Genomic DNA, 22,395 nt, shown 5'->3' on the forward strand with positions numbered 1-22,395 from the left:
CCATGACAAAGCTTCGCGTCAGCACCTATACCCTGCTGCAGACGGTGACCTCGGTCGGCCTGTCAGCACTGGCCTGGGTAGTCACCGGAGTGCGGCCGATCTGGAACGGCAGCCAGCCATCGGACCGGCAGCGCATCTACTTCGCCAACCATGCCAGCCACGGCGATTTCATCCTGCTGTCGGCCTGCCTCAGCGAGAAGGAGCGCGCCCGTACCCATGCGGTGGCGGCCGCCGATTATTGGAGCAAGACGCGGCTGCGCCGTTTCATTGCCGAGGACATGCTGTCTTCCGTGCTGATCCACCGGCAGTGGACGGATGAAACGCAGCACCCGATCTCGATCATGCTGTCGGTGCTCGACCAGGGCCACTCGCTGATCCTGTTTCCCGAAGGCACGCGCAACATGACCGACGAACCGCTGCTGCCGTTCCGCTCCGGCCTCTACAATCTGTCGATGGCGCGGCCCGATGTCGAGCTCATCCCGTGCTGGATCGAGAACATGTCGCGGGTGCTGCCCAAGGGCCAATTCGTGCCGGTGCCGCTGCTTTGCCGCGTCGTCTTCGGCGCCCCGATCGCCATTCAACCGGGTGAGGAACGCCGCGCCTTTCTCGACCGCGCCCGCGAAACGCTGCTGGCGCTGAACCCCCGGCCGCAGCGAGACGATTGAGGACCAAGGCAAAATGCTGCCGATGATGCACGAAACCCTCATTCTGATTGTCGGCCTGCTGGCGGTGCTGATCAGTGCCAGCGTCGTCGCCGGCGTCTTGTCATGGCGCGCGCCAAAGCCGTTGTCGCCGACGCTGGTCAACCTCACCCAGCGCATCAATGCCTGGTGGGTGATGGTGGTGGCGATCACCGTCGCCTTCTTCTTCGGCCGCCCCGGCATGACCATCCTGTTCGCGCTGATTTCGTTCGCCGCGTTGCGCGAATTCGTGACGCTGACGCACAGCCGCCGCAGCGACCACTGGGTGCTGCTCGGCATGTTCGGCATCGTCATCCCGTTCCAGTACTGGCTGGTGTGGACCGCCTGGTATGGCCTGTTCACCATCTTTATCCCGGTCTACTGCTTCCTGCTGATGCCGGCGATCACCGCGCTGCACGGCGACACCGAACGCTTTCTCGAGCGCGTCTCGGCGCAGCAATGGGCGGTGATGATTTCGGTCTACTGCGTCAGCCACGTGCCGGCGCTGCTGACGCTCGAGGTGCCAGGCTTCGAAGGCCGCAACCTGTTGCTGATCGCTTTCCTGATCATCACCGTGCAAGGCAGCGACGTGCTGCAATATATTTTCGGCAAGCTGTTCGGCCGGCATCTCCTGGCGCCGACGGTCTCGCCGTCGAAGACCTGGGAGGGGCTGGTCGGCGGGCTGGCGGCGTCGAGCCTGCTCGGCGCGCTGCTGTCGTTCCTGACGCCGTTCTCGCCGCTGCAGGCAGCCGGCGTCGCCTTCATCGCCTGCCTGATGGGCTTCCTTGGCGGGCTGGTCGCCTCCGCCATCAAGCGCGATCAGGGCGTCAAGGACTGGGGCCATCTGATCGAAGGCCATGGCGGCATGATGGACCGTGCCGACAGCCTGGTCTTCGCCGCCCCGGTCTTCTTCCATACCGTGCGCTATTTCTGGACTATATGATGGTTGGCGCCGTTTGCCGTGGCGGACGGTTCAGGGCGACCTTGCGAAGATAACCTGATCCGTTTCGTTATTACCACTTTCGCGAAAGCGGTAATAACCCGACCTGCCGCAGTCTTCGCCGCGCTCATTTTGCCGCGGCGAGCGGCTCTTTCTTGCGCGCCGGCGTCAGGCGGCGCATGCGGCGTTTGGCGGTGGTCTTCAGCGCCACCGGCGGAGCGCTGGACAACGCACCGAGCACCGCGCCTACCATGCCACGTGCGACGAAATCGGCGTTGATCTCGTTGGCCAATCTGGCATCTGCCTCCTGGTTGTCGCTGTCGGCTTCCGACCACAACACGATGCCCACTCGCAACCTTGGTTTGGTGCGTTTCAGCCGACGGACCAGGAACCGCCCGTGCTTGACGGAATCCCGGTTCAAAAATCCGATGACGACACTATCGACGGCGTCGAGCTCAAGGCGGCGAATGCTCCCCGGTTCCATCTCGGCGAAGCTCGCTCTCAACACCGTAGCGCCCTGGACTTCGAGCACCTGCGCCAGCATGGCGGCCGCCGCGTCGTCGAGTTCGCCGCGCCCTCCGGCGCACAGCACCGACATGCCCGTGCCATCCGGCAGTTCGGTGTACTCCTCGCCCTGAACCTCCCCCTGAACGTGCTTGTCCTCGCGTGAGCCGTTGTCCTCGGCCGCGGCCGTGTCGTCCGCTTCCGCCTCCTCCTGCGCGCTGTCGTCGAGGTTCGCCACCATCGTCAGCGCGCTGCCCGCGACCTGCTGTCTTTGCTCGTCGCTCAACACACCGCGCACCCGGTCCTGCTCGCCGAGCAGAAGTGCGGGAATCGCGACCTTGTCGTAGAACTCGACCAGATATTCTTCCTCCAGCATCTCCTCGGCATGGTCCGTCGCTTCCTCGGGATCGCCGGCCAACAGCCGCTGGTAAAGCCGGGCGTGCGGTTCGAGCACGGGTTCGTTGCCGAACAGAACGTCGAGGAATTCGAACTGCGGCACATGGCGGCCGAGCACGACGAGACAGACCGTGAGCGGCGTCGACAGAACCAGGCCCAATGGCCCCCAGAGCCAGGTCCAGAATATCGCCGCAACGATGATGGCCAATGGCGACAGCCCGGTGCGCGAGCCGTAGAGCCAGGGTTCGATCACGTTGCCGGTGATCAGTTCGACCACGACGAAAAGCCCTGCGGTCCAGAGCACGAGCGACCAGCCGGGCGCCACGGCAAGCGCCAGGAACAGAGGCAACAGCGTCGCGATGACCGGGCCGATATAGGGAACGAAGCGCAGCGCCAGCGCCAGCAAACCCCACAGCAATGGATTGGGTATGCCCAGCAGCCAAAGTCCAATTGCAATCGGGACGGCATAGACGATGTTCACGACCAGTTGCATGAGCAGATAGCGGCCGACGCGCTTGCCGGCATCCTGCAGCGCCTCGGTGGTTCGATGCAGATCGCCATAGCCGACGAGGCGTATGAAGCGATCGCGCAGGTCCTCCCGCTCGAGCAGCATGAATATGACGACGACGACGATCAGTCCGGCCGATGCCAGCGGGCTCAGCAGCGGGCCGATCAGATTCTGGAGGACCTCGAGCGGTCGTTCGCGCGCGACGATTTCGACCGGGATCGGTTCCCGCGGAGGCTGATCGGCGGCGGGTTGTACGGGCTCGGGTCTGTCGAGTTCCTGGCCGACGCGTTCGATCACCCGGCTCAATCTGGAAACGATGCCGCCGCCGACGCCGGTTTCCTTGAGCGACCGGACCTTGGTCAGGATATTCGCCTGGTAGAGCGGAATGTTCTGCGCCAGTTCACTGACCTGCGTGGCGACGATGAAGGAGAACAGCGCCAGCACGGTGAATGCGCCGAGCACACTGGCGATCACGGCCGGAAGACGCGGAATGCCGGCTCGCTTGAGTGCCGACACCATGGGCACGAGCGCAAAGGTAAGCAGCAGCGCGATTGCGATCGGCAGAAAGACCTCGCGCCCGAAATAGAGCGCCGCGACGGCCGTCACGACCGACGCTACGCTGGGCAACGATGTGCGCGGAAGCGCCCTGGCCGCGGAAACGATGCCCGCCCGCCGGGGCTCCGACAGGTGCGCGTCGTTTCGACGATTTGCCGCCACTTGATACCTCCGCTCCGCCGTCGCCATGATCGGGCATATTGAGCCGGCCTGCAACTTCGCAGCGTCTCACCCAGCTGGACGCCGATTGCCCTGGTCGGCAGCGCGGCAAATTCAGTCATGGTAGAATTTTTTGCATTAATGACGTCACGGGCAATCCTGTTCCATGGCTGCGCCAGAACGTGGAACTTTTGGGTCAAAACACCGTTCCTTCGTAGATCGCTGATGGACAACCTCAAAGCAGCAGCTCAGGAGGAATGATCATGAACTTCAAGACGCTTTGCATGGGCGCGATGGCGCTTTCGATGATGACCGGCGCAGCGCTTGCCGCCGGTGCCACTGGCACTTCGGCGCTCGACGATCCGCAGAAAATGACGCCCTTCTTCACCGACGCCGGCATGAAGACCATGAAGTCGGAAGCCGAATTCAAGGCGGCATGGATGGCCATGTCCACGAGCGACCGGGCCATGATGTTGAAGGAATGCAGCGACGCAGGCATTGCCAAGATGCATGCCGACTTCTGCAAGATGGCCAAGCAGCTCAACAAGTAACCGTCGGCTTCTTGCCAAGCGAAATGGGGGCCAAGCGAAAGGGCGGGCGGCCCTTTCGCGACCTTCCAGTCCGCACTCATACCGGCGGGTGCCTAGCCATTTGAAATCGCGACGCCGGCCGGAGCGGCAATGACATTATGGTCCAGGGGCACCGTCTGCTTGCAACCTCGGGTTTTCCGGTCGGCCGTTCCCGCATAGTATTGGCGGACGGCCCGCTTGACGCTTGACCCCGCTTGACGCTTGACCCCGCTTGACGCTTGACCTTGTCGCCGAGCGTGGGATAGGCCGGGGACTGGCCCGACCACCTCCCACCGGAGTCCCACGAAAGACCTGCCATGACCGACGCGATCATAAGAGACAGCAATGGCACGGCGCTGCACGAGGGCGACTCCGTGACCCTGATCAAGGATCTCAAGGTCAAAGGCACGTCGGAGACGATCAAGCGCGGCACGTTGGTGAAGAATATTCGCCTCACCGGCAATCCCGGCGAGATCGAATGCAGCACCAGGCAGGTGAAGGGCCTGGTACTGAAGACCGAGTTTTTGAAAAAGGCGTGATCGCCTCGGCACCCTTCGCTTCGCTTCCATATCAGTGGCTCTCGAATCGCTCGTGTGAGTGAACCGCCCACGCGAGGAACTGGAGGAGCCGCGCCCTCCCCCTATGTTGCACTGCGTTAGATTTGTTGCATTGCAATATCGTCGCATCGGGTCGAGCCTCTGCGAGGTGGGCATTCCTTGCATGAGGTGATTGTGTCGGCATCATTTCGGCCTGACATCGAAGGGCTGCGCGCGCTGGCGGTGGCGGGTGTCATCGCCTTCCATTTTGGTCTGTCCGGCCTGCCCGGCGGCTTTGCCGGCGTCGACATCTTCTTCGTCATCTCCGGCTATCTGATCACCCGCCACCTGGTTACGGAAATTGCCGAGACCGGGCGGCTGAACCTCTGGCGCTTCTACGCCCGGCGCGCCCGGCGCCTGTTGCCGGCGGCACTGTTCGTCATCCTCGCCACGCTGTTCGCGGGTTACTTCATCCTGTCGCCGGAGGAACAGGCGCTTTATTCGAAAGGCGCCATGTTCGCCTCCGCCTACATGATCAACCTTTGGCTGATCCGCTGGTCGTTCGACTATTTCGCCGCCGACGCCACCAACAACCCGTTCATCCACTTCTGGTCGCTCTCGGTCGAGGAACAGTTCTATTTGGCATGGCCGGCGCTGCTTCTTGCCGCCGCCTGGCTGCGTCCCGGCAAGCGCGCCGCTCTAATCGTCATCGGCGTCGCCGGCGCGGCCTCCTTCGCCGCCTGCGCCTGGCTGACGGAAGTGTCGCAGCCTTGGGCCTTCTATTTCTCGCCGCTCAGGGCCTGGGAATTCGCCGCCGGCGGCCTCGCGACCATGGCGCCGGCAAAGATCTGGCGCGACCGGCCGCTGCTGGCCACGCTCCAGGCATGCCTCGGTCTGGCGCTGATCGCCTGGGCCTATCTGATGCTGGACGAAGACTCGCCATTTCCCGGGGTGAATGCGCTGGCGCCTGTTGTCGGCACCGTGCTGCTGCTGCTCAGCGGCAGCGGCGGCCGCAATCTGCCGAGCGCCGTGCTGGCGCTGCCGCCCATGCAATGGTTGGGCCGGCTGTCCTATTCGCTTTATCTCTGGCACTGGCCGGTCATCGTCTATGCGGCGATGGTGGTTCCCAGCCTGTCCATCCTGGACCGCCTTGCCTGCGCGGCGCTGACGCTGTTTCTGTCGATGTTCACCTATCATTTCATCGAGAACCCGATCCGCCGCAACGGCTGGCTGATGGCCGGAGCAGCGCGGGCGCTGGTGCCCGCCGTCGCGCTGACCGGCGCCGGCGTGGTCGCGGCCTATGGCAATGCGCGCTTTGCCGAGCACAATCTCAGCCCCGAACAGCACGTCATCGCCGACAGCGCCGCGCAGCTCTCCACTGTGCGCGCGAGCAATGGCGGCTGCGTGCTCGATTTCGAGACCGTCAAGCCAAAACCCTGCATGTTCGGCCGCAAGGATGCCCAGCGCTCGGTCGTGCTGTTCGGCGACTCGCATGCCGACCATTGGTCGACGCCGCTGATCAAGGCGGCCGAGAAGAACAACTTTCGCGTCGTCACCTTTCTCAAATCCTCCTGCCGAGCTTCGCGGGTGACGACCTGGAACTGGCGGCTGAAGCGCGACTACACCGAATGCGACCAATGGCGCGAGCAGTCGGTCAAGGACATCATCGCGCTCCACCCGCAACTGGTGGTGATCTCGGAGTTCTCGATCGGCAATGTGATGAAGGAATCGCCCGAGGAGTTGAAGCACGCCGACTGGCAAGCGCAGTGGCGGACGGGCCTCACCTGGACGCTTCAGGCCTTCAGCCAGGCCGGCATCAAGGTCGCGGTCATCAGGGACGTTCCCTACAATGCAAGCTACGCCGACAAATGCGTGGCGCGGGCGCTGTGGCGGGGCCAGACGCCCGCGACATGCGACACGCCCCGGATCATGGCGGCAAACGACGACATCGCCACCATCGAGCGCGATATCGTGCGCTCGACACCGAACGCTGCTTACATCGACATGACCGACCGCTTTTGCGACCAGACCACCTGCCACGTCTTCATCGACGGCAAACTAGCCTTCCGCGACCGCCACCACCTGGCGACGCCATTCGCCGAAACGCTGGAACCGGCAGTGGAGCGGGCGCTGTTTTCGGATGTGATGGCGGCGGCTGTAAAGTAACGGTTCCGGATCTTGTCGGATCACGACCCAGCCCCTCGGCAAGCAACCATGCGGGGGTCAGCTAAGGATGAGACCCGCCAGGAAAACGGTAAGGAGAAGCGACAGCGGAACTGCAAGAAGGCAGCACAGCTCGAAAGTATTGGCTCGCCAAGAAGTCATTGGGCGCTTTTCCATGTTGGCCTTCTCCCTCAACGGCCAGACCGAGACGGCAGTTCCGCTTAAATGTCAGGGTGCTCGTCCGCACCGCTCTTTATGCTACTGGCGCAACTCGTTCCGCTTCCTGGTCATCCATCGTGCACGCGCCAGATGTGTCGCCCACGCCCGGAAAGCCCTCTCCGGCTCCCGCTCCGGATCAAGATGCAGAACGATGCGGGCGACCTCGCGCCAGTCCGTTCCTTCCGCCGAAGCGTCGAGCAGCCGGATATAAGTAAGCATGCGATCTTCGTCATAACCGGTCAGCACCGAAGACGTCGGCGCTGCGTTCGCGATAAGAAGGTTTGGCGGCTTTAGCATTGCGACCTACCAGCACCGGCGCATCGTAGCAGCCTATGAAGAAGCCCGCGCCCTTTGATCGGAGGATGCGGATCGCGATTCGCCCCGACAGTCGACAAATGCGGACCTCGGGCGGCGGTTCCCCGCCCAGCTGGGCTCACGCCTCACCACGTCGTGATCGGGTCGAGGCAATCTATATATTTTAGTGGAACCTAATTTAGTCGACGCAATTATGCGTGCGTGAGAAAGCGTGAAATCCAGACCGTCACTGAAAGCCAGCTATCGCGGGATCAGTTGGCCGATGATCCAGTGATTGCAGTCGATTTGACGGAACGGATATTACAGGCGGCCGACAACGACAGAATTGTTTGCCTCGTCGTGGCAACGGAGGAGCTGGAAACCGACCGCATCGAGAAAACGGAGCCTAAGGAGACCAGGATTGCCGCAAGCTTCGTCCGGGACTTTGAGGTAATGCTGCTTGTTCTTTATGCGGCCTACGCCCTCGCTGTGCTGGGTGCGACCGCGTTCGTTTTGCTGGAACTGGGCCATGTTCTGTAGGCAGACGTCGGCAAAAAACGGGACTGACGCGCGATTGCCGCTGTTTGATGAGAGGAGCGGCCACGCTGCGTCGACGATCCGACCCCGGCGCAGCCAGCGGCGTTTTCGCGCCAGCAGGCGCTAAACTTCGGGCTCGTCCGTTCGTTACATCTTGCCAATCTATGGAACGAGGCTGCCCCTCGGGGGTTTTTCTATTAGAGGGACGTTAAAGAAGGAGGTAGCTATGAAGAAGCTCCTGCTTGCCTCGGTGATCGCCATCGCATCGGCGGCTTCCGTGATCGGCCCGGCGAATGCCGGCGGCAGCGTCACAATCGGCATCGGCAACGGCTATGACGACGACGACTATTACTATCGCCACCATCGGTATTCCGATTACGACGATGAGTACGTTCCCCGTTACCGCTATGATGTCTATAACGAGGACTACGCGCCGCGCTACCGGTACCGGTACCACCGGCGCTGCCATACCGAAGTCATCAGGCACTGGCGTCATCACCACCGGATTATCGAAAGAATCCGTGTCTGCCGTCGTTGACGGATCGATCCGGCCGGTAGTGCCGGCCGGATCGGCGGGGCTTCTCACCTCGGCTTGCGCATCAGCATCATGCCGTAATGCACGGCCAATATGTCGAGCCCGATCTTGAGTAGTTTCACCACCACGTCGCGCGGCTCGCCGGCCTGTTCGGCCAGGCTCTTGACCGTTGCGTCGGCACAGCAGACCTTTTGCACGATGCCGGCGATCTCCCAGTGGGCAAGCGCCCTGGTGGCCTCGGCATGGTCGCGGCCGGCGGACAGGATGTGTTCGGCGACGCCGCTGCCGGTGCGGCCGCCGTCGACGCGCTCGGCCCAGGCCATCGGCTTGGCGGTTGCCTCGGACGAGTTGCGGAAATCCTGGCGGTAGCGCATGCCCGCCTCGCGCTGCTGGCGCGACAGCGAGGTGAGGCCGCTCAGCGGGTCGACGTTGCGCACCCGCACGATGCCGCCGGTCGCTGTGTGGCCGTCATTGGAGACCTCATAGAGGCGCGCTCCTTCCTGCGTCCCCTTCGCCAGCCGCTTGCGGCCGAACCGGTCGTCCTTCAGTGCGAAATCATGGCCGATCTCCTTGCGGATGCGCACCTGCTCGGCCTCGCCTTTCGGCAATCTCGGTGGCCTGGCTTTGACCTTTTGGGCGGTTTTGGTGCTCATCGGCTCGGTCCTCCTGGGTTTTGGTCGTCGGGCTCTGGCTAACTTCCAGCCTCATTGCAGCGGGCTCAAATCGCTTCGGCCGGCAGCGTGCGCAGGAAGCGCGCCGCGTGATAGGCGCAGTAGCTTTTCGATGGGTTCGTGCGCATTCCGCAGCACAGCATGTCCAAACCTGGCCGGCTGCCGGGGGCGTCGTTTTCCCCATCCTCCTGCGGCGTCGTGTCGAGCGGCGCGCGGCAGCGCTCGAACAGGCAATCGATGAAGCGCATGGCGGCGAAATGCGGCTGGCGGCCGCCGGCGGCGATCGGGCGCGGCGCCGGCATTTCGAGCGGTGCGCCATCGGTCCCGGTGATCCGAGCCGGACCCGGCTGCCAGGCCGGCGGCGCCAGCCTGGCCGACAGCCTTGCCGGGCGGCAGCGTGGCTCGGCCTTCGGAGCCGACTCCGCTTGATCAGCAGTGCTGGATGGCTCAGGCGCCGAATTTCCGAGCCGGCCGCCAGAGCGTCCGCCACACCAGCCCTTCGATCTGGCAAGGCCGATGGTGCGCAAACGGGCGGTGCGGTGGACGATGCCGATGATGGCTGCACGCGAGGCCGGGCGGCCGCGCAGCGCGGTCAACCGGGTGGCGATCTTCGCGGCCGACAGTCCGCTCGTCAGCCAGTTCTCGATTTGTTCCAGTTCCGAGGCGGAATAGCGGGCGGCCATGATGTTTTCATTCCCTGCAAAAATGGCTGTGTGCGGCGCCGGCTTTGCCGGCCTCAGGCTCGAAAGCCGGTCAGCCTTCGCGTGGTCTGCTGCGATCGCGCTTCATCTCGGCCGCCCTGCCTTGTCGCGCCGGACACTGCCTTGCCCGTCCGCTTGTCGAAGGCGATGACCATGCCGTCTTCGGTGCGGATGCAGGAAACCGCGGCTTCCGCATTGCCGGCCGGCAGGCAATTCGTGGCCGGAGCCGTGAGGGGAACGGCTCCGGCCGTTCCGGCCGCTTGCGCTGCCGGATCCGAGGCGCGAGCCTCGGGCATCGTCCCGGCCGGGGAGGAGGACAGCCGCGACGAAGGGGAAAGGGTTGGCACATGCATGGCCCCGGCGATCGGTTGCGCTACCGCCTCCAGGCGAGCGCTGCCGGCGCGCTGAACGGCGGATTCAAGGACCGAAAGCTGGCGAAGCGACTTGTGCATGCCTACATAAGAGCATAACTCAAATCATAATGCAAGCGATTCTTGCATAGACGAAACCGAATCTTATGCCTCAGATGGAGCCATGGCGAAAACTGCACTGTCGATCAAGGTCGGAGCGGCGATCCGCCGGGCGCGCAAGCAGCGCGGCCTGGTGATGCGTCACATTGCCGAGCACAACGACACCGACGTCGCTGCCGTCGGCAATTGGGAGACCGGGCGCAACCTGCCCAAGACCGAGAACCTTTTGAAGACCGCCGCTTTCCTGCGCGTCGACCCGGTGGCGCTCGGCAAGGGCGAGGTCGTTTTCCTCGAAGATGCCGGACCGGTCGCCGATGCCGAGATCGTCACCGATCCCGGCCCCCTGCCCGCCGGGCCGATGGACATCCAGCTTCTCGGTACCGCCGTCGGCGGCGACGATGGCGACTTCACCTTCAACGGCCAGCCGGCCGGCTATGTCCAGCGGCCGCCGGGGATCCGGCATCTGCGCAATGTGTTTGCGCTGCACGTGCTGAGCGATTCGATGGTGCCGCGCTACGAGCCCGGCGAGATGATCTATTGCGGCGGCCGCGAAGCGTTGCCCGGCGACCATGTGGTGATCGAGACCCTGCCCGAGGAGAACGAGCAAAACGGCAAGGCCTTCATCAAGAAGCTGGTCAAGCGCACCGCCGCCGAGCTGATCGTCGAACAGTACAACCCGCCCAAGACGCTGTCCTTCAACCGCTACGCCATCAAGAACGTCTTCCGCGTCATCCCGCTCAAGGAACTGCTGGGGTATTGAGGAGGCGCCGGCGCGCCCTTCTCCCCTTGGGGAGAAGGTGGATCGGCGCGCAGCGTCGAGCCGGATGAGGGGTGTTGGAAGAAATGCGGCGTTTAAAAATATTCGGATGATTCTAGTCTAAATCCCTACGTCTTCAACTCCGCGATCCGTCCAACACCCCTCATGCGACCGAGCTTCGCTCGGCCACCTTCTCCCACAAGGGGAGAAGGAAGAACACCGTCCCCGTCCCCCTCAAGCCCGCCTCGACTGCAGCTCTCGACCATTGAGCAGGCGCGCCTCGGCGCGGGTCCGCTGCCGGTCGTCGATGAAGGCGGCCTGGATCGAGACGGCGGCGCCCGGCAGGCCGTCGGCCCGGCAGGCCTTGCAGATCAGGCGCCCCGAAAGTGCGGCCAGCGGTGTCTCCGGCATCACCCCATGCCGCTTGAGCTCGGCCGGCTTCCACCACCTGTTGCGGCCGCAGTCGATGCATTCGACGGCAATCGAGACAACATCGGCGATCGTCGCTTCCTTGCCTGCCAATGCCATGGTCATCCCCATCATTGTTCCTGCTTTGTTCGCAACATTATCGGATTTTGGAGCGGAGTCGAGTCGGTTCCGCTTACATCAACGTGAAAGTTTCACTTGTTCAATTATTTGAGTTATGCTTATACGTGGTGCGGACTGGAATCGGCGCGAGCAACAGAACCGCGGCCGGCCGGCAGCAAGGGAATGACGATGGACCCAGCCCAGTTCGCCCATGCTTGCGGCTATAGCGGCGACAGCCCGGCCATGCTTGCCGCTTTCGCGGCCATCCGCCAGGACGGCATCCGCAAGGCACGCCAGGGTCATCGCCAGCGCAAGGCGGCGATTGACCGGATGAAGCCGAGCCGCGCTCTGTTCCTGGCGGCGATCCGCCCGGCGCAGTCAGCCGAGGAGGCACTCGAGGATGCCGCCCGCTTCCTGTCGATGTTCCGCAACATGCCGCACTGGCGACAGGAAAGGCGCGCCGCCGACCTCACCCGCGCCAGGCAGCAGCGCCTCTTCGCCCGCTTCTTCCGCCGCTACGGCCACCGCCTCTGGGCGCTCGAGGCCACCTGAAGGCGCGCGGGCCTCCCTTGCAAGTCAAAACGGATGTTGCGATCGCCGACACCGCGCCGTATGTCTCCGCGCGATGAGCGAGATCGAATTCCGTCGCGCGCAGGCGCCCGACCTGCCGGCGATCGTTGCAATGCTTGCCGACGATGTGCTCGGCGCAGACCGGGAAGACCCGTCCACGCCGCTTGCGCCATCCTATCTCGATGCCTTCAGCGCAATCGATACCGATCCCAACCAGTTGCTGGCCGTCGCGGTCAACGCCGGGCAAGTGGTCGGAACGCTGCAGCTCAGCTTCCTTCCAGGCATTTCGAGAAAAGGCGCCTGGCGCGGCCAGATCGAAGGCGTTCGCGTCGCCCGGCAATGGCGCTCGCGCGGCGTCGGCAAGCTGATGATCGAATGGGCGATTGAAACATGCCGTTCGCGCAATTGCAGCTTCGTCCAGCTCACCACGGACAAAGGTCGACGGGAGGCGCACGCTTTTTACGAGCGCCTCGGCTTCACCGCCAGTCATCTCGGCTACAAGATGGCGCTGTAGATCAGCATTTCATCGCATTCAGCGCCGACCGCTCATCTTCGCTACCCACTCTGAATGGAGCATTGACAAGCCGGCCTTTCGCCCTGCTCCATCCGCCCATGATTTACGACCGAACCTGGCTTGAGAAAACCTTTCGCGCAAAGCCCCGGCAGAAGTTCCTGTTCTTCTGGGGCCATCAGCCGTCTAAGGACGGCCGAATAAGCACGTCGTGCTTCAGCCAGTGGTGGCATGCGCCTTTTACCGTCGATGGCCTGAGCTATCCGACTGCCGAACACTGGATGATGGCCGAGAAGGCACGACTGTTCGGTGATGTTCCGACGGCAACACAAATCCTCAGGGCGGCGAGCCCCAAGCAGGCAAAGCAGCTTGGCCGCCAGGTGAGCGGCTTCGATGGCACCAAATGGGATGCAGACAAATATCGCATCGTCACTGAAGGGAGCTTTCAGAAGTTCCGTCAGAACGCGGCGCTGCGCGAATATCTGTTGTCGACGCATGACCGGGTGCTGGTCGAGGCGAGCCCTGTCGACCGGGTGTGGGGTATCGGCCCTGCGGCGGATGACGAGAGGGCGGTGAACCCGCTGCTGTGGCGCGGCGAGAACCTGTTGGGATTCGCGCTGATGCAGGCCCGCGATCGGCTGCGCGGCTGAACATTTGCCGTGCGCTCGTCATCTGCGGCAGCCTCCGCGCTGCTTGACAATCCACCCACAATGTTCTCTTTATGTTCTCACCGCAACTCGAGACAATGCGGCGTTCGAACCGCCGCGGGCGAACGGGCCGGATGGAAGCCAACATCCTCCACGCGGATCTGGATGCCTTCTATGCCTCGGTCGAACAGTTGCTCGACCCGGCCTTGCGCGGCAAGCCGATTGCCGTCGGCGGCGGGGTGGTGCTTGCCGCATCCTATGAAGCCAAGGCGTTCGGCGTGCGCGGCGGTATGCCGGGACGGCGGGCGCGGGAACTCTGCCCGCAACTCGTCTTCGTCGGCGGCCATTTCAAGGACTATCAGCGGCTGGGCGATGCGGCAATCAAGGTGCTCGGCGATTTCACGCCGGTGGTCGAGCGGATTTCGATCGACGAGGCCTTTGCCGACGTCGCCGGCTGCACCCATTTGTTCGGCTCGCCGGCCGAGATCGCCGGCAAGATCCGCCGCCGCGTGCGGGCCGAGCTCGGCCTGCCGATCTCGGTCGGCGTAGCCCGCACCAAGCATCTGGCCAAGATCGCCTCACAGGTCGCAAAACCGGACGGGCTGGTGGTGGTCGATCCGCGCCACGAGCTGGAGTTCCTGCACCACCTGTCGGTCGAGCTGATGTGGGGCGTCGGCCCGGTCACCAGGCAGCGGCTGGCCGGCATCGGCGTCAACACCATCGGCGAGCTGGCGAAGACCAATGGTGGGGCGCTTGAGCGCCTGCTCGGGCCGGCGGCGGGAGAGAAACTCAACGCGCTGGCGTGGAACCGCGATCCGCGCAAGCTCGAGACGCAGCGCCGGGCGCGCTCGGCGGGTGCGCAGTCGGCGCTTGGCCGAAAACCGGCCGACGAGGAAGTCTTCGTGCCCGCTTTGCTGCATCTGGCCGACAGGGTCGCCACAAGATTGCGGGCGAAATCCCGGCCCGGCCGTACAGTGACGGTTCGCGTCCGCTTTGCCGATTTGCGCTCGGTGACGCGCTCGATCACGGTCGACCAGCCGATATCGGCAACCGCCATGCTGGCCGAGATCGCCGAGGCGCTGGTGCGCAAGGTGCTCATCGACCATCCGCACGAAAAGACAATCTCGCTGCTGGCGATCGCCGTCTCGCATCTGGAGCAGCATGCCGGCCTGCAACTGGAACTGCCGCTCGGGCTCGACGACGACCGCCGCCGCCCCGGCACCAGCAAGGGCGCGGCGCGCTGGACCGCGGACCGCGCCGTCGACAAGATCCGCGACCGCTTCGGCTGGGAGGCGGTGGGCTACGCCTCGGTCGCGCTCGGGCTACAGCGGTCGGTTCCCGACGCGTTTCGCGAGCTGGCCGAGAAGGAACTGTGAGCCTCGATTACACTTTGGTTGCCAAGTCGCCGGAATGACGTTGAAGGCTGCGCCGTTGTGAATTTATCTTGGACCAGTTCGTCGTGCACCGGTTTGGGTATCAACCAGACAGGGTAGCACCCGCTCGCAAATCCTTCCGCCCTCACTTCGAACGACAGGAGATCGGCATGGGACAGAACGCCGGATATTTCGCACTCATCGTTGCCGGACTGGTGACCAATGCAACGACGCTGGCCAAGCCGCTCAACCCGGACCGGGCGATTCCATCCCTGGGCGATATCAACTCGCCGCTGGCCAGCCCGCTGTTCAAGCAGGTCAAGGCCGGGCCGCTGGAGATAAAGCTTGAGGAAACCACGCTTGCCGATGTCGAAAAAGCCTTCGGCGGAGCGATGCACGATGAAGGTGACGCCGGAGATTCACGCCACTGGCTTTGCTATGCCGGCCCCGACGCCGGCGGATCGCCGTCGATCTTCTGGTTCGTATCCGGCGAGATGGGCGGTTCCGACCACGGTGTCCTGTCCGTCGCCCTGCAGCCGAACCCGGAAGGCAAGGTGCCGGAAGGATGCGCCGGCGCGCCTGCCAGCCTGACAGCAATTGAACTCGATACGCCCGGCGTCGGAGCGCCGCTGAGCGACGTGGCCGCGAAATTTGGCGCCGCCAAGCCCGATCGTTACGGCCATTTCGGCTTCGCCGCCTCTTATCCTCCTTCGTCTCCCGACCAGAAGGACACCACGGTCACGCAGACGCTCACCTACACAGCCGGGAACGGCAGGATAACCGGCGTGGCGGTGACGCAAGTCACCACCAACTAGGGCGTCCCCGCTCGGTTGGCGAATGGTTCACGTGTGATTGATTCTGCCGCGCCCGAGCCGGGCGGCCTGCTTGCTGGCCACCTCGGTTCTGATGTGCCGCCCGGGCCCGCCCTCCTCCTGCAAATGCGACATTCGAGGCGGCCCTGGTCGTCAGACCAAAAGCGTTGCGCCGCCCCAAGCGACCAGGGCGGTGCCGGCCGCACGGCCAACCCATGGGCCGGCAGGAAACACCGGTTCGACGAGAAACCTGCGAAAGTCCGGAAATGACCCAGAAGCGGGCGTTCGGCAGCGATCCGAGCAGCAACGATTTTGGCGGGACCGGAAATCGGTATGGAATGCTGCAATCATCATCATGTCCCGTCCAAGTTGTGGACAGTTCCTTCTCAAAGGCGCACTCTTAGCGTGCGAAACGCGAGCTGGCGTTTCGTGCAACGCTTCACATGCTTGACTTGCGTCGGTGATTATCTGACCTACCCGGATACTTCCGGGTGGGCAGACCTCACATTGTGTCGCCTATCCGTGATCAGGCTACGGCCTAAGGCACGTTGCAGCCCGTTCCGGATCAACTGGGAGGTAAACAACATGCCTGATTTTCAGCGCAGAGAACTTCTTGTTCAAGGAAGCGCGGCTCTTGCCGCAATTGCTGCTCTCTATACCTCGCGCCGGGCTTACGCTTTTCCAACACGGCCGAACGAGGAAGTTATTCGATGGCTGGATCAGCCGACCGAAAATCCCGATCCGGTGGGTATCCAGAAGCAGCTTGTCTGGGAGGACTTGGATAGCTGGATAACGCCAAACGACAAGTTCTTCAGCATCTCGCATTTCAACCGACCAACGATCGACGAGAAGACATGGTCGATGGAGATCGGAGGCCTGGTCAAGAAGCCCCTCGAGTTAACGCTCGCCGACATCAGGGCGCGACCGCGGCAGGAGGTCGTTTTCACGGTGGAATGCTCGGGCAACCACGGGTTTCCCTTTTTCACCGGCGGCATCGGCAATGCTCGCTGGGCAGGGACGCCGCTCGCCCCGATCCTTGAGGAAGCCGGCGTTCTGGAGAAGGGCATCGAGGTCGTCTTTTTCGGTACCGACACGGGCGAGATCCCGATACGCGACGTCAAGATGCAGCAGAACTTCGCTCGCAGCATGTCGCTCGCCGACGCGATGAACCCCGACAATCTCCTCTGCTATGAAATGAACGGGGCCGCCTTGCCGGCGCCCAATGGCTTCCCGGTACGGCTCATTGCTCCAGGCTGGTACGGGATCGCCAACGTCAAGTGGCTAAAGCGCATCGAGGTTCGCGATACGCGGTTCATGAGCCTTCTGATGGCCCGTGACTATGTCACCATCCGGGAGGAAGACCACAACGGCGAGACCGTATGGGCCGAGACGTCAGTCGGCCGAGCGCTGATAAAGTCCGCGCCTGCGAAGGTTACCCGGAAAGATTCAGATTACCGCATCGTTGGGGCAGCCTGGGGGGCGCCGATCGACCGGGTCGAAGTGCAAATCGATCAAGGGCCTTGGACACCAGCGACCATTGACCACAGTGAGGAGGCCGAACACGCCTGGAAAATATGGTCCCTGGCTTGGCCAAATCCCTCTCCTGGAGAACACACGGTGACCTCGCGCGCGGTCAGCACCACGGGACAAATTCAACCGGCGATGGACGATCCCTTGATAGCCAAGAAACACACATACTGGGAAAGCAATGGCCAGGTGACGCGCCGCGTGCGTATCGGCTAGAGGATTCTGCCGCCAAATGGAGTCATTTGGCGTCCGCATAAATGCGGCAAAACAGATAGTTAGAGCGAGTTACCGGTTCCAAGAGAACCGGAACCGCTCCAAGAACGTGCTGCCATGTGGCAATTGCGTTTGGGTCAAACAGGAAGAGGCTGCCTGATCGCCATTTCGCACCATTTCCAGCGCTCTCCTCACCCCTCCACGGCCCTGATCTCCGCGTCGACCAGGCACCAGGGCGCATAGCGGAAGTCGCGGATCTGGATGACCTGATCGTTCCGCCACTCGACCAGAATGAAGCCGCGCACCGCGCCGTCGGCCGCTTGCGGGTGGCGGATGAGGATCGCCGGCCTGCCGTCGACGAAGCCGAGCGACAATGTCCAGTCGCTGATACGGGCATAATTGCCGAAATAGGTCGACACCTCGGCCTTGCCGCGCAGGCGGACGCGGTTGACGACGTCGAGCCGCACGTCCTCGGCGATCAGTGCCCTGACCGCGTCGAAGTCGCGCGCGTTGAACAGGTCAACATAGCGCCGCAGCCGGCGCTCGTCATCGGCGTCGAGCCTCGGCGCAAGCGCCTGTTCGGGCTGCAGCGCCAGCAACTTGAGCTGCGCCCGCCCGCGATGCAGCGCGGCCTTGGTGGCGGCGAGCGTCGCGCCGGTGACTTCGCAGGTCTCATGCAGGCTGAGGCCGAGCACGTCGACCAGGATCACAGCGCTGCGCTGCGGCACCGAAAGCTGCATGAAGGAACGCAGGCTGGTCTGGGCGGCGAGCCGGCTGTCGGCGCTGCCGGAGGGATCCTCGATCACGCTCATGTCGGCCTCGGTCATGCGCGACCTTTCCCGATTGCGCCGCCGCAGATGATCCTGCGCGGCATTGTGGGCTATGCGAAACAGCCATTGCTCGGGACGTTCGACGATCGCACCCCCGTCGATCGCCTGCAGCGCCTTGATCAGGACCTCCTGGACGATGTCCTCGCCGTCGATCACCGAGCCGGCCATACGCGCGCAGTAGCGATGCAGCCTTGGCCGCAACCCGACGAGCATCACCTCCAAAGTCGCCCTGTTCATTTTCGGCGTAGCGTCCCATTTCTGCGCGAGCGGCATGGCGGGCGCTACCCGGCTTTCTGATCCGCCAGCATACGATAGTTGCCGATGACTTTGACAGGCGATCGCATTGCCGGGGTCGAACGGCGCTGGGCGTGGTTTTCCGCAAATGCCTTGAAGGCGGCAAGCCCGGTCAGCGCCGACGAATCGCCGTCCTGGCCGACGATGTGGACGAACGAGCCGTCGTCCAGCTCGAGCACAAGATAGCACATCGTCGGCGGTGCCGCCTCGCCCAGCGCTTCAAATACTTTTTCGACCAGCACGCGGTTATCTGCCAGGTCGGCTTGGTTCACACCGTATCGAATGAGCGCGTAGTCCATCGTCGTCTCCTGACTGGTTGGTATGAACGAAGGACGACCGGCTGCGCTGAAAAGATTCTCCTTGCCGACGAATCTTTTCGGTTGCCCGCATCGTCTTTCCCGCGTGGGCGGCTGCGCGGCAGCCATCAAGCAGGAGAGACGATCATGCATATCCAGTTTGCCGAGCTTCCGGTGTTCGAGCAGGACCGCGCCAAGGCGTTCTACACCAGGCATCTCGCCTGCCAGGTCATGGCTGACCAGAAGATGGGCGATGGCGGCTGGCGCTGGATCGAGCTGGCATTTCCGCATGCCGTGACGAACCTGCATTTTGTCAGGCGCGCCGACGACGCACCCGGCGCGGAGCCGGTATTGGTGCTGGTCGATGAAAATGTCGGGGCAATGATCGCGGCCATGAAAGCGGGCGGCGTCGAGATCATCACCGAAGCGCATGAGGCGCCGTGGCAGCCGGGGCGCACGGTGGCGGAGTTTCGCGACAGCGAAGGCAACCGCATGGTCCTCGCCAGCCGATAAGCCACCGGAGCCCTCTGTCCGGCGGGGCGTCGTACCTAAGTCCTACCTCCGGCCGGACCATCGGCCGTACTTCCTTCGTATTATTATTTCGTGACCTCTGCGCGCCGGAACCTTCCCTTGCATCGGGCGTTCGGGCGCTGTATCGCGATGCCTCATATTTAGGCAGGCGGAGGAAATACGAATAGGGCGGGTGGCAAAACAAACATGGGCCGGGGAGGAGCATCTTACCATGTCGAACCGTAAAATCGGAATGTCCCACAGTTTGGGGCTGCGCGTCGCTGACCTCAAATCCAGAATGCAAAGTGCCCAGATTACCGAGCATGAGATCAAGACGTTTCAAAAGGTTGCCGCCATCATGGGCGGCGCCAAAGGCTCACTGCGCCTCGATGCGGACGATCTGATCGCCGCGTCTTTCCTTGTCGATCCCTTGGAAGATCTCCCGCTCTCCAGTTGAAGGCGCCGAACGCAGGTCGAAATCCTATCGGGTTTGAACCTGCGATTGCCGCCGGCGGAGCATCCGCCAGCCCAAGCCGCATGCGAGGATGACGTTGGCCAGCGCCAGGCCGGAAAGCGCGGCCAACGTCCCGTGCGGGCCGAAGCGCTCCAGCAGCAATGCTCCGGCCGAGGGTGCCGCCGCCTGGGCGATCAGGCTCGGCATGGCGAGGCGGCCCATCAGTCTCGCGTAGCCGTTCGAGCCGAACAGCGCGAGCGGCAACGCCCCCCGCGCGATGGATTCGAGGCCGATGCCTGCGCCGTAGAAGCCCAGCGCCAGCGGGATGATTGGCATGCCGGCCCAGAGCGTCGAAACGCCGATCGCCACAAACGTAACCGAGGCAAACTTGGTGAAAATCGGATGGTGGTAGCGCGCGATCATCATCTCGATCGCGCGCGCCGCCACCTGTGATGGACCAACCAGCACGCCGAGCCCGACGGCTACGGCAAGCGCCATGCCGCTGCCTTGCAGGATTGTGAGCAGATGCACCGATAGTGTCGACGAGATCACCGCTGCGAGTGTCAGGGTCGCGGCCAGAACGATCATGATCGACGGATCGGCTTGGTTGTCGAGAATGGGTGCCGCCTTCTTCACTCCCGGTTTGACTGCCGGTTGCGGCGGCTCCCGGGGCAGGATCACCAGATAGAGCGGCAGCGCAATTGCCAGCTGAAAGGCGGCGTAAACCAGGCAGGTGCCGCGCCAGCCGACCTCCCCCAGCAGCAAGGCTGAGATCGGCCAGCAGATGGTGCTCGCAAGGCCGCCGAACAGCGTCAGCATGGTGATGGCGGAGCGCGCGCCGTGGCCGTAGTGGCGGCCAAACGTTGCGAAAGCGGCATCGTAGAGCCCCGCCCCCATGCCCAGGCCGATGACCAGCCAGGCCGCGATATAGGCCGCAAGATTAGGGGCAAGAGCCAGCCCGATCTGGCCGAGCCCGATGCATCCGGCGCTGAACGCCAGAACGTTGCGGCCGCCATGCCGCTCGATCGACGACCCGACGCGCGGAGAGATCAATCCTGCCGTGAGCAAGCCGAGAGACAGGCCGCCGACAACCCATGCCAGCGGCCAGCCGGTATCGGAGGAGACTGCCGGCGCGATGACCGCGGGAAGATAGTAGGAAGAACCCCACGCCATGATCTGCGTCAGGCCAAGCGCGGTGATGATCGCGCCGCGGCTGCGCACGATGGCCGGCGAAGGCGGCGAAAGACTCATGCCGCGACGCTGCAGCCACAGCCGCCTTTGCCGATCGCCTTTGCTTCGGCATCGGCGACACAGCAGGCGCTCGAAGCCGCCGGCGCCGGACCGCCGCAGCACCCCTTGTCGGCCACGCCGATCCGCGGCACGGTGCAGACGCCGGTCTCGGGCAGCACGAGCTGGACATTGTCGGCCGCCACCATGTCGCCGGCGATCGCCGCCGCGACCGAGCGGACCTGCTCATACCCGGTCAGCAGCAGGAAGGTCGGTGCGCGGCCATAGCTCTTGATGCCGACTGTGTAGAACCCTTGCTCTGGATGGCTGAGCTCACGGTGGCCGTGCGGCGGCACGTCGCCGCAGGAGTGCTCGTTGGGATCGATCAACGGTCCCAGTGCCTTGACGCTTTCCAGCCATGGATCGAGCTCGAGCCGAAGCTCACGGGTCAGCGACAGATCCGGGCGTTGCCCGGTCGCGGCGATGATGCGGTCGACCGGGCCAAGCGCCTGCAAACCGTCCCTGGTCTGGCCTTCGACGACCAGCCGGCCGTTGGCATCGCGGATCGAAACAGCCGCAAAGCCCGTCACCAGCCTGACGCCGCCGCTCTCGGCGAGTTCGCGCACTTCGGCGCCGAGTTCGCCGCGTGCCGGCAATTGGTCGGCATCACCGCCACCGTAGATGCGCACCAGGTCGGTGCCGCGCGTCGTCCAGATGAAAGCGGTGCCGGCCTCCACATTTGCCAGGCTGGCGAGATCCAGCACCGCATTGGCGGCCGAATGGCCGGAGCCGGCGACCAGCGTCGTCTTCCCCGCATAAAGGCTGCGGTCGCGGCCGAGAATATCGGGGATGCCGTAGGCGATGCGGTCGGCAAATTCGGCCTCGCCTTCTGCAGGAATTCCGCCGGCGCCGAGCGGGTTCGGCATCTGCCAGGTTCCCGAAGCATCGATGACGGCACGTGCGCTGTCGCGTCTTGTACCATCGGCAGTCTCGACCGCCAGCATGAACGGCCGGTTCTCGCGTCCCTTGCTCAGCACCTTGTCGGCGCCCCAGCGCGAGATGCCGACAACCCGGGCGCCGGTTTCGATCGACGGCGACAATTGCGGAAGCTTTGCAAGCGGCTCGAGATAATCCGTGACGAGATCATCCGCGGTCGGGAATGCCTCGGGTTCCGGCATCCGCCAGCCATGCGCCTCGAGCAGGTTTCTGGCCGCCTGATCGACGCAATAGCGCCAGGGCGTGAACACACGGACATGTCCCCAATCCCTGAGGTTGGATGCAACCGCATTGCCGGCTTCGTAGACTTTGACAGGAATGCCTTGCGCGATGAGGTGGACCGCTGCCGCCAGGCCGACTGGCCCGGCGCCAATCACTGCAACGGGGAGTTTTTCGATCATCTCCATCTCTTC

The 22,395-nt window shown here is 63.7% G+C and carries 26 protein-coding genes; 16 read left to right on the plus strand and 10 right to left on the minus strand.

The features are described from left to right. Positions 1 to 2 precede the first annotated feature (2 nt). Together NKJ81_RS17440 and NKJ81_RS17445 are read left to right on the plus strand one after the other, a co-directional pair. Positions 3 to 665: a lysophospholipid acyltransferase family protein gene (locus NKJ81_RS17440; protein WP_031211476.1), complete on the plus strand. Its 663-nt coding sequence runs from the start codon at positions 3 to 5 to the stop codon at positions 663 to 665. 22 nt (positions 666 to 687) lie between these two features. Continuing rightward, positions 688 to 1,623: a phosphatidate cytidylyltransferase gene (locus NKJ81_RS17445; RefSeq protein WP_352541241.1), complete on the plus strand. Its 936-nt coding sequence runs from the start codon at positions 688 to 690 to the stop codon at positions 1,621 to 1,623. Positions 1,624 to 1,747: 124 nt separating this feature from the next. Here the strand turns inward: NKJ81_RS17445 and NKJ81_RS17450 are convergent, their stop codons facing one another. Next, positions 1,748 to 3,745, minus strand: a complete 1,998-nt coding sequence (locus NKJ81_RS17450) for an AI-2E family transporter (protein ID WP_502904294.1) — start codon at positions 3,743 to 3,745, stop codon at positions 1,748 to 1,750. A 260-nt stretch (positions 3,746 to 4,005) separates the two neighbouring features. Here NKJ81_RS17450 and NKJ81_RS17455 point away from each other — a divergent pair, with 260 nt between their 5' ends. From NKJ81_RS17455 to NKJ81_RS17465, 3 genes are all read left to right on the plus strand, one after another. Next, a complete protein-coding gene (locus NKJ81_RS17455; RefSeq protein WP_352501220.1) occupies positions 4,006 to 4,293 on the plus strand; it encodes a hypothetical protein in 288 nt (95 codons plus the stop codon). Between the two features lie 335 nt (positions 4,294 to 4,628). Continuing rightward, positions 4,629 to 4,850: an alkylphosphonate utilization protein gene (locus NKJ81_RS17460; RefSeq protein WP_023675660.1), complete on the plus strand. Its 222-nt coding sequence runs from the start codon at positions 4,629 to 4,631 to the stop codon at positions 4,848 to 4,850. 192 nt (positions 4,851 to 5,042) lie between these two features. After that, a complete protein-coding gene (locus NKJ81_RS17465) occupies positions 5,043 to 7,013 on the plus strand; it encodes an acyltransferase family protein (RefSeq protein ID WP_352541171.1) in 1,971 nt (656 codons plus the stop codon). Between the two features lie 255 nt (positions 7,014 to 7,268). Here NKJ81_RS17465 and NKJ81_RS17470 read toward each other — a convergent pair whose 3' ends face one another. Beyond that, complete coding sequence (locus NKJ81_RS17470) at positions 7,269 to 7,526, minus strand: hypothetical protein (RefSeq protein WP_352541172.1); 258 nt, start codon at positions 7,524 to 7,526, stop codon at positions 7,269 to 7,271. A gap of 219 nt (positions 7,527 to 7,745) precedes the next feature. Here NKJ81_RS17470 and NKJ81_RS17475 point away from each other — a divergent pair, with 219 nt between their 5' ends. Further along, positions 7,746 to 8,063 (plus strand): hypothetical protein, encoded by a 318-nt coding sequence (locus NKJ81_RS17475; protein WP_352541173.1) that lies wholly within the window; start codon positions 7,746 to 7,748, stop codon positions 8,061 to 8,063. Between the two features lie 223 nt (positions 8,064 to 8,286). Continuing rightward, a complete protein-coding gene (locus tag NKJ81_RS17480; RefSeq protein WP_352467934.1) occupies positions 8,287 to 8,598 on the plus strand; it encodes a hypothetical protein in 312 nt (103 codons plus the stop codon). A 44-nt stretch (positions 8,599 to 8,642) separates the two neighbouring features. On the opposite strand, the gene NKJ81_RS17485 is transcribed toward NKJ81_RS17480, so the two are convergent. From NKJ81_RS17485 to NKJ81_RS17495, 3 genes are all read right to left on the minus strand, one after another. After that, entirely contained in the window at positions 8,643 to 9,248 is a 606-nt protein-coding gene (locus NKJ81_RS17485; RefSeq protein ID WP_352472136.1) for a DUF6456 domain-containing protein, read from the minus strand. Positions 9,249 to 9,313: 65 nt separating this feature from the next. Continuing rightward, complete coding sequence (locus NKJ81_RS17490; RefSeq protein WP_352501224.1) at positions 9,314 to 9,949, minus strand: high mobility group family protein; 636 nt, start codon at positions 9,947 to 9,949, stop codon at positions 9,314 to 9,316. Between the two features lie 53 nt (positions 9,950 to 10,002). Beyond that, entirely contained in the window at positions 10,003 to 10,263 is a 261-nt protein-coding gene (locus NKJ81_RS17495; RefSeq protein WP_352541174.1) for a hypothetical protein, read from the minus strand. Between the two features lie 238 nt (positions 10,264 to 10,501). On the opposite strand from NKJ81_RS17495, the gene NKJ81_RS17500 reads away from it, so the two are divergent. Further along, on the plus strand, positions 10,502 to 11,197 hold the full coding sequence (locus NKJ81_RS17500) for an XRE family transcriptional regulator (protein ID WP_352457320.1): 696 nt from the start codon (positions 10,502 to 10,504) through the stop codon (positions 11,195 to 11,197). Positions 11,198 to 11,428: 231 nt separating this feature from the next. Here the strand turns inward: NKJ81_RS17500 and NKJ81_RS17505 are convergent, their stop codons facing one another. Continuing rightward, positions 11,429 to 11,728: a hypothetical protein gene (locus NKJ81_RS17505; RefSeq protein WP_352541175.1), complete on the minus strand. Its 300-nt coding sequence runs from the start codon at positions 11,726 to 11,728 to the stop codon at positions 11,429 to 11,431. 177 nt (positions 11,729 to 11,905) lie between these two features. On the opposite strand from NKJ81_RS17505, the gene NKJ81_RS17510 reads away from it, so the two are divergent. From NKJ81_RS17510 to NKJ81_RS17535, 6 genes are all read left to right on the plus strand, one after another. Next, positions 11,906 to 12,274 carry a hypothetical protein gene (locus NKJ81_RS17510; RefSeq protein WP_352472141.1) on the plus strand — a complete coding sequence of 123 codons (369 nt, stop codon included), beginning with the start codon at positions 11,906 to 11,908 and terminating at the stop codon, positions 12,272 to 12,274. Positions 12,275 to 12,347: 73 nt separating this feature from the next. Then, positions 12,348 to 12,806 (plus strand): GNAT family N-acetyltransferase, encoded by a 459-nt coding sequence (locus NKJ81_RS17515; RefSeq protein ID WP_352472143.1) that lies wholly within the window; start codon positions 12,348 to 12,350, stop codon positions 12,804 to 12,806. 98 nt (positions 12,807 to 12,904) lie between these two features. Continuing rightward, entirely contained in the window at positions 12,905 to 13,453 is a 549-nt protein-coding gene (ybiA, locus tag NKJ81_RS17520) for a riboflavin biosynthesis intermediates N-glycosidase (RefSeq protein WP_352541176.1), read from the plus strand. Between the two features lie 131 nt (positions 13,454 to 13,584). Then, the gene (dinB, locus tag NKJ81_RS17525) at positions 13,585 to 14,826 is read left to right on the plus strand and encodes a DNA polymerase IV (RefSeq protein WP_352541177.1); all 1,242 of its coding nucleotides are present in this window, start codon (positions 13,585 to 13,587) and stop codon (positions 14,824 to 14,826) included. A gap of 167 nt (positions 14,827 to 14,993) precedes the next feature. Then, positions 14,994 to 15,638 carry a hypothetical protein gene (locus NKJ81_RS17530; protein WP_352541178.1) on the plus strand — a complete coding sequence of 215 codons (645 nt, stop codon included), beginning with the start codon at positions 14,994 to 14,996 and terminating at the stop codon, positions 15,636 to 15,638. A 582-nt stretch (positions 15,639 to 16,220) separates the two neighbouring features. Then, positions 16,221 to 17,378 (plus strand): sulfite oxidase, encoded by a 1,158-nt coding sequence (locus NKJ81_RS17535; protein WP_352541179.1) that lies wholly within the window; start codon positions 16,221 to 16,223, stop codon positions 17,376 to 17,378. A 188-nt stretch (positions 17,379 to 17,566) separates the two neighbouring features. Here the strand turns inward: NKJ81_RS17535 and NKJ81_RS17540 are convergent, their stop codons facing one another. Then, positions 17,567 to 18,478 carry a sigma-70 family RNA polymerase sigma factor gene (locus tag NKJ81_RS17540; RefSeq protein ID WP_352541180.1) on the minus strand — a complete coding sequence of 304 codons (912 nt, stop codon included), beginning with the start codon at positions 18,476 to 18,478 and terminating at the stop codon, positions 17,567 to 17,569. An 8-nt stretch (positions 18,479 to 18,486) separates the two neighbouring features. Next, the gene (locus tag NKJ81_RS17545; RefSeq protein WP_352472155.1) at positions 18,487 to 18,798 is read right to left on the minus strand and encodes a hypothetical protein; all 312 of its coding nucleotides are present in this window, start codon (positions 18,796 to 18,798) and stop codon (positions 18,487 to 18,489) included. Positions 18,799 to 18,942: 144 nt separating this feature from the next. Here NKJ81_RS17545 and NKJ81_RS17550 point away from each other — a divergent pair, with 144 nt between their 5' ends. Then, positions 18,943 to 19,308 carry a VOC family protein gene (locus NKJ81_RS17550; RefSeq protein ID WP_023680367.1) on the plus strand — a complete coding sequence of 122 codons (366 nt, stop codon included), beginning with the start codon at positions 18,943 to 18,945 and terminating at the stop codon, positions 19,306 to 19,308. Between the two features lie 229 nt (positions 19,309 to 19,537). Then, positions 19,538 to 19,762, plus strand: a complete 225-nt coding sequence (locus tag NKJ81_RS17555; protein ID WP_031213090.1) for a hypothetical protein — start codon at positions 19,538 to 19,540, stop codon at positions 19,760 to 19,762. Positions 19,763 to 19,786: 24 nt separating this feature from the next. Here NKJ81_RS17555 and NKJ81_RS17560 read toward each other — a convergent pair whose 3' ends face one another. Together NKJ81_RS17560 and NKJ81_RS17565 are read right to left on the minus strand one after the other, a co-directional pair. Beyond that, positions 19,787 to 21,010, minus strand: coding sequence for an MFS transporter (locus NKJ81_RS17560; RefSeq protein WP_352541181.1), 1,224 nt, complete (start codon positions 21,008 to 21,010; stop codon positions 19,787 to 19,789). After that, entirely contained in the window at positions 21,007 to 22,383 is a 1,377-nt protein-coding gene (locus tag NKJ81_RS17565; protein ID WP_352541182.1) for an FAD-dependent oxidoreductase, read from the minus strand. Before NKJ81_RS17565 ends, NKJ81_RS17560 begins: the two co-directional genes overlap by 4 nt. Positions 22,384 to 22,395: the final 12 nt, after the last annotated feature.

Origin of the sequence: Mesorhizobium sp. M0018, assembly GCF_040323955.1 — a bacterium.
Classification (GTDB): Bacteria; Pseudomonadota; Alphaproteobacteria; order Rhizobiales; family Rhizobiaceae; genus Mesorhizobium.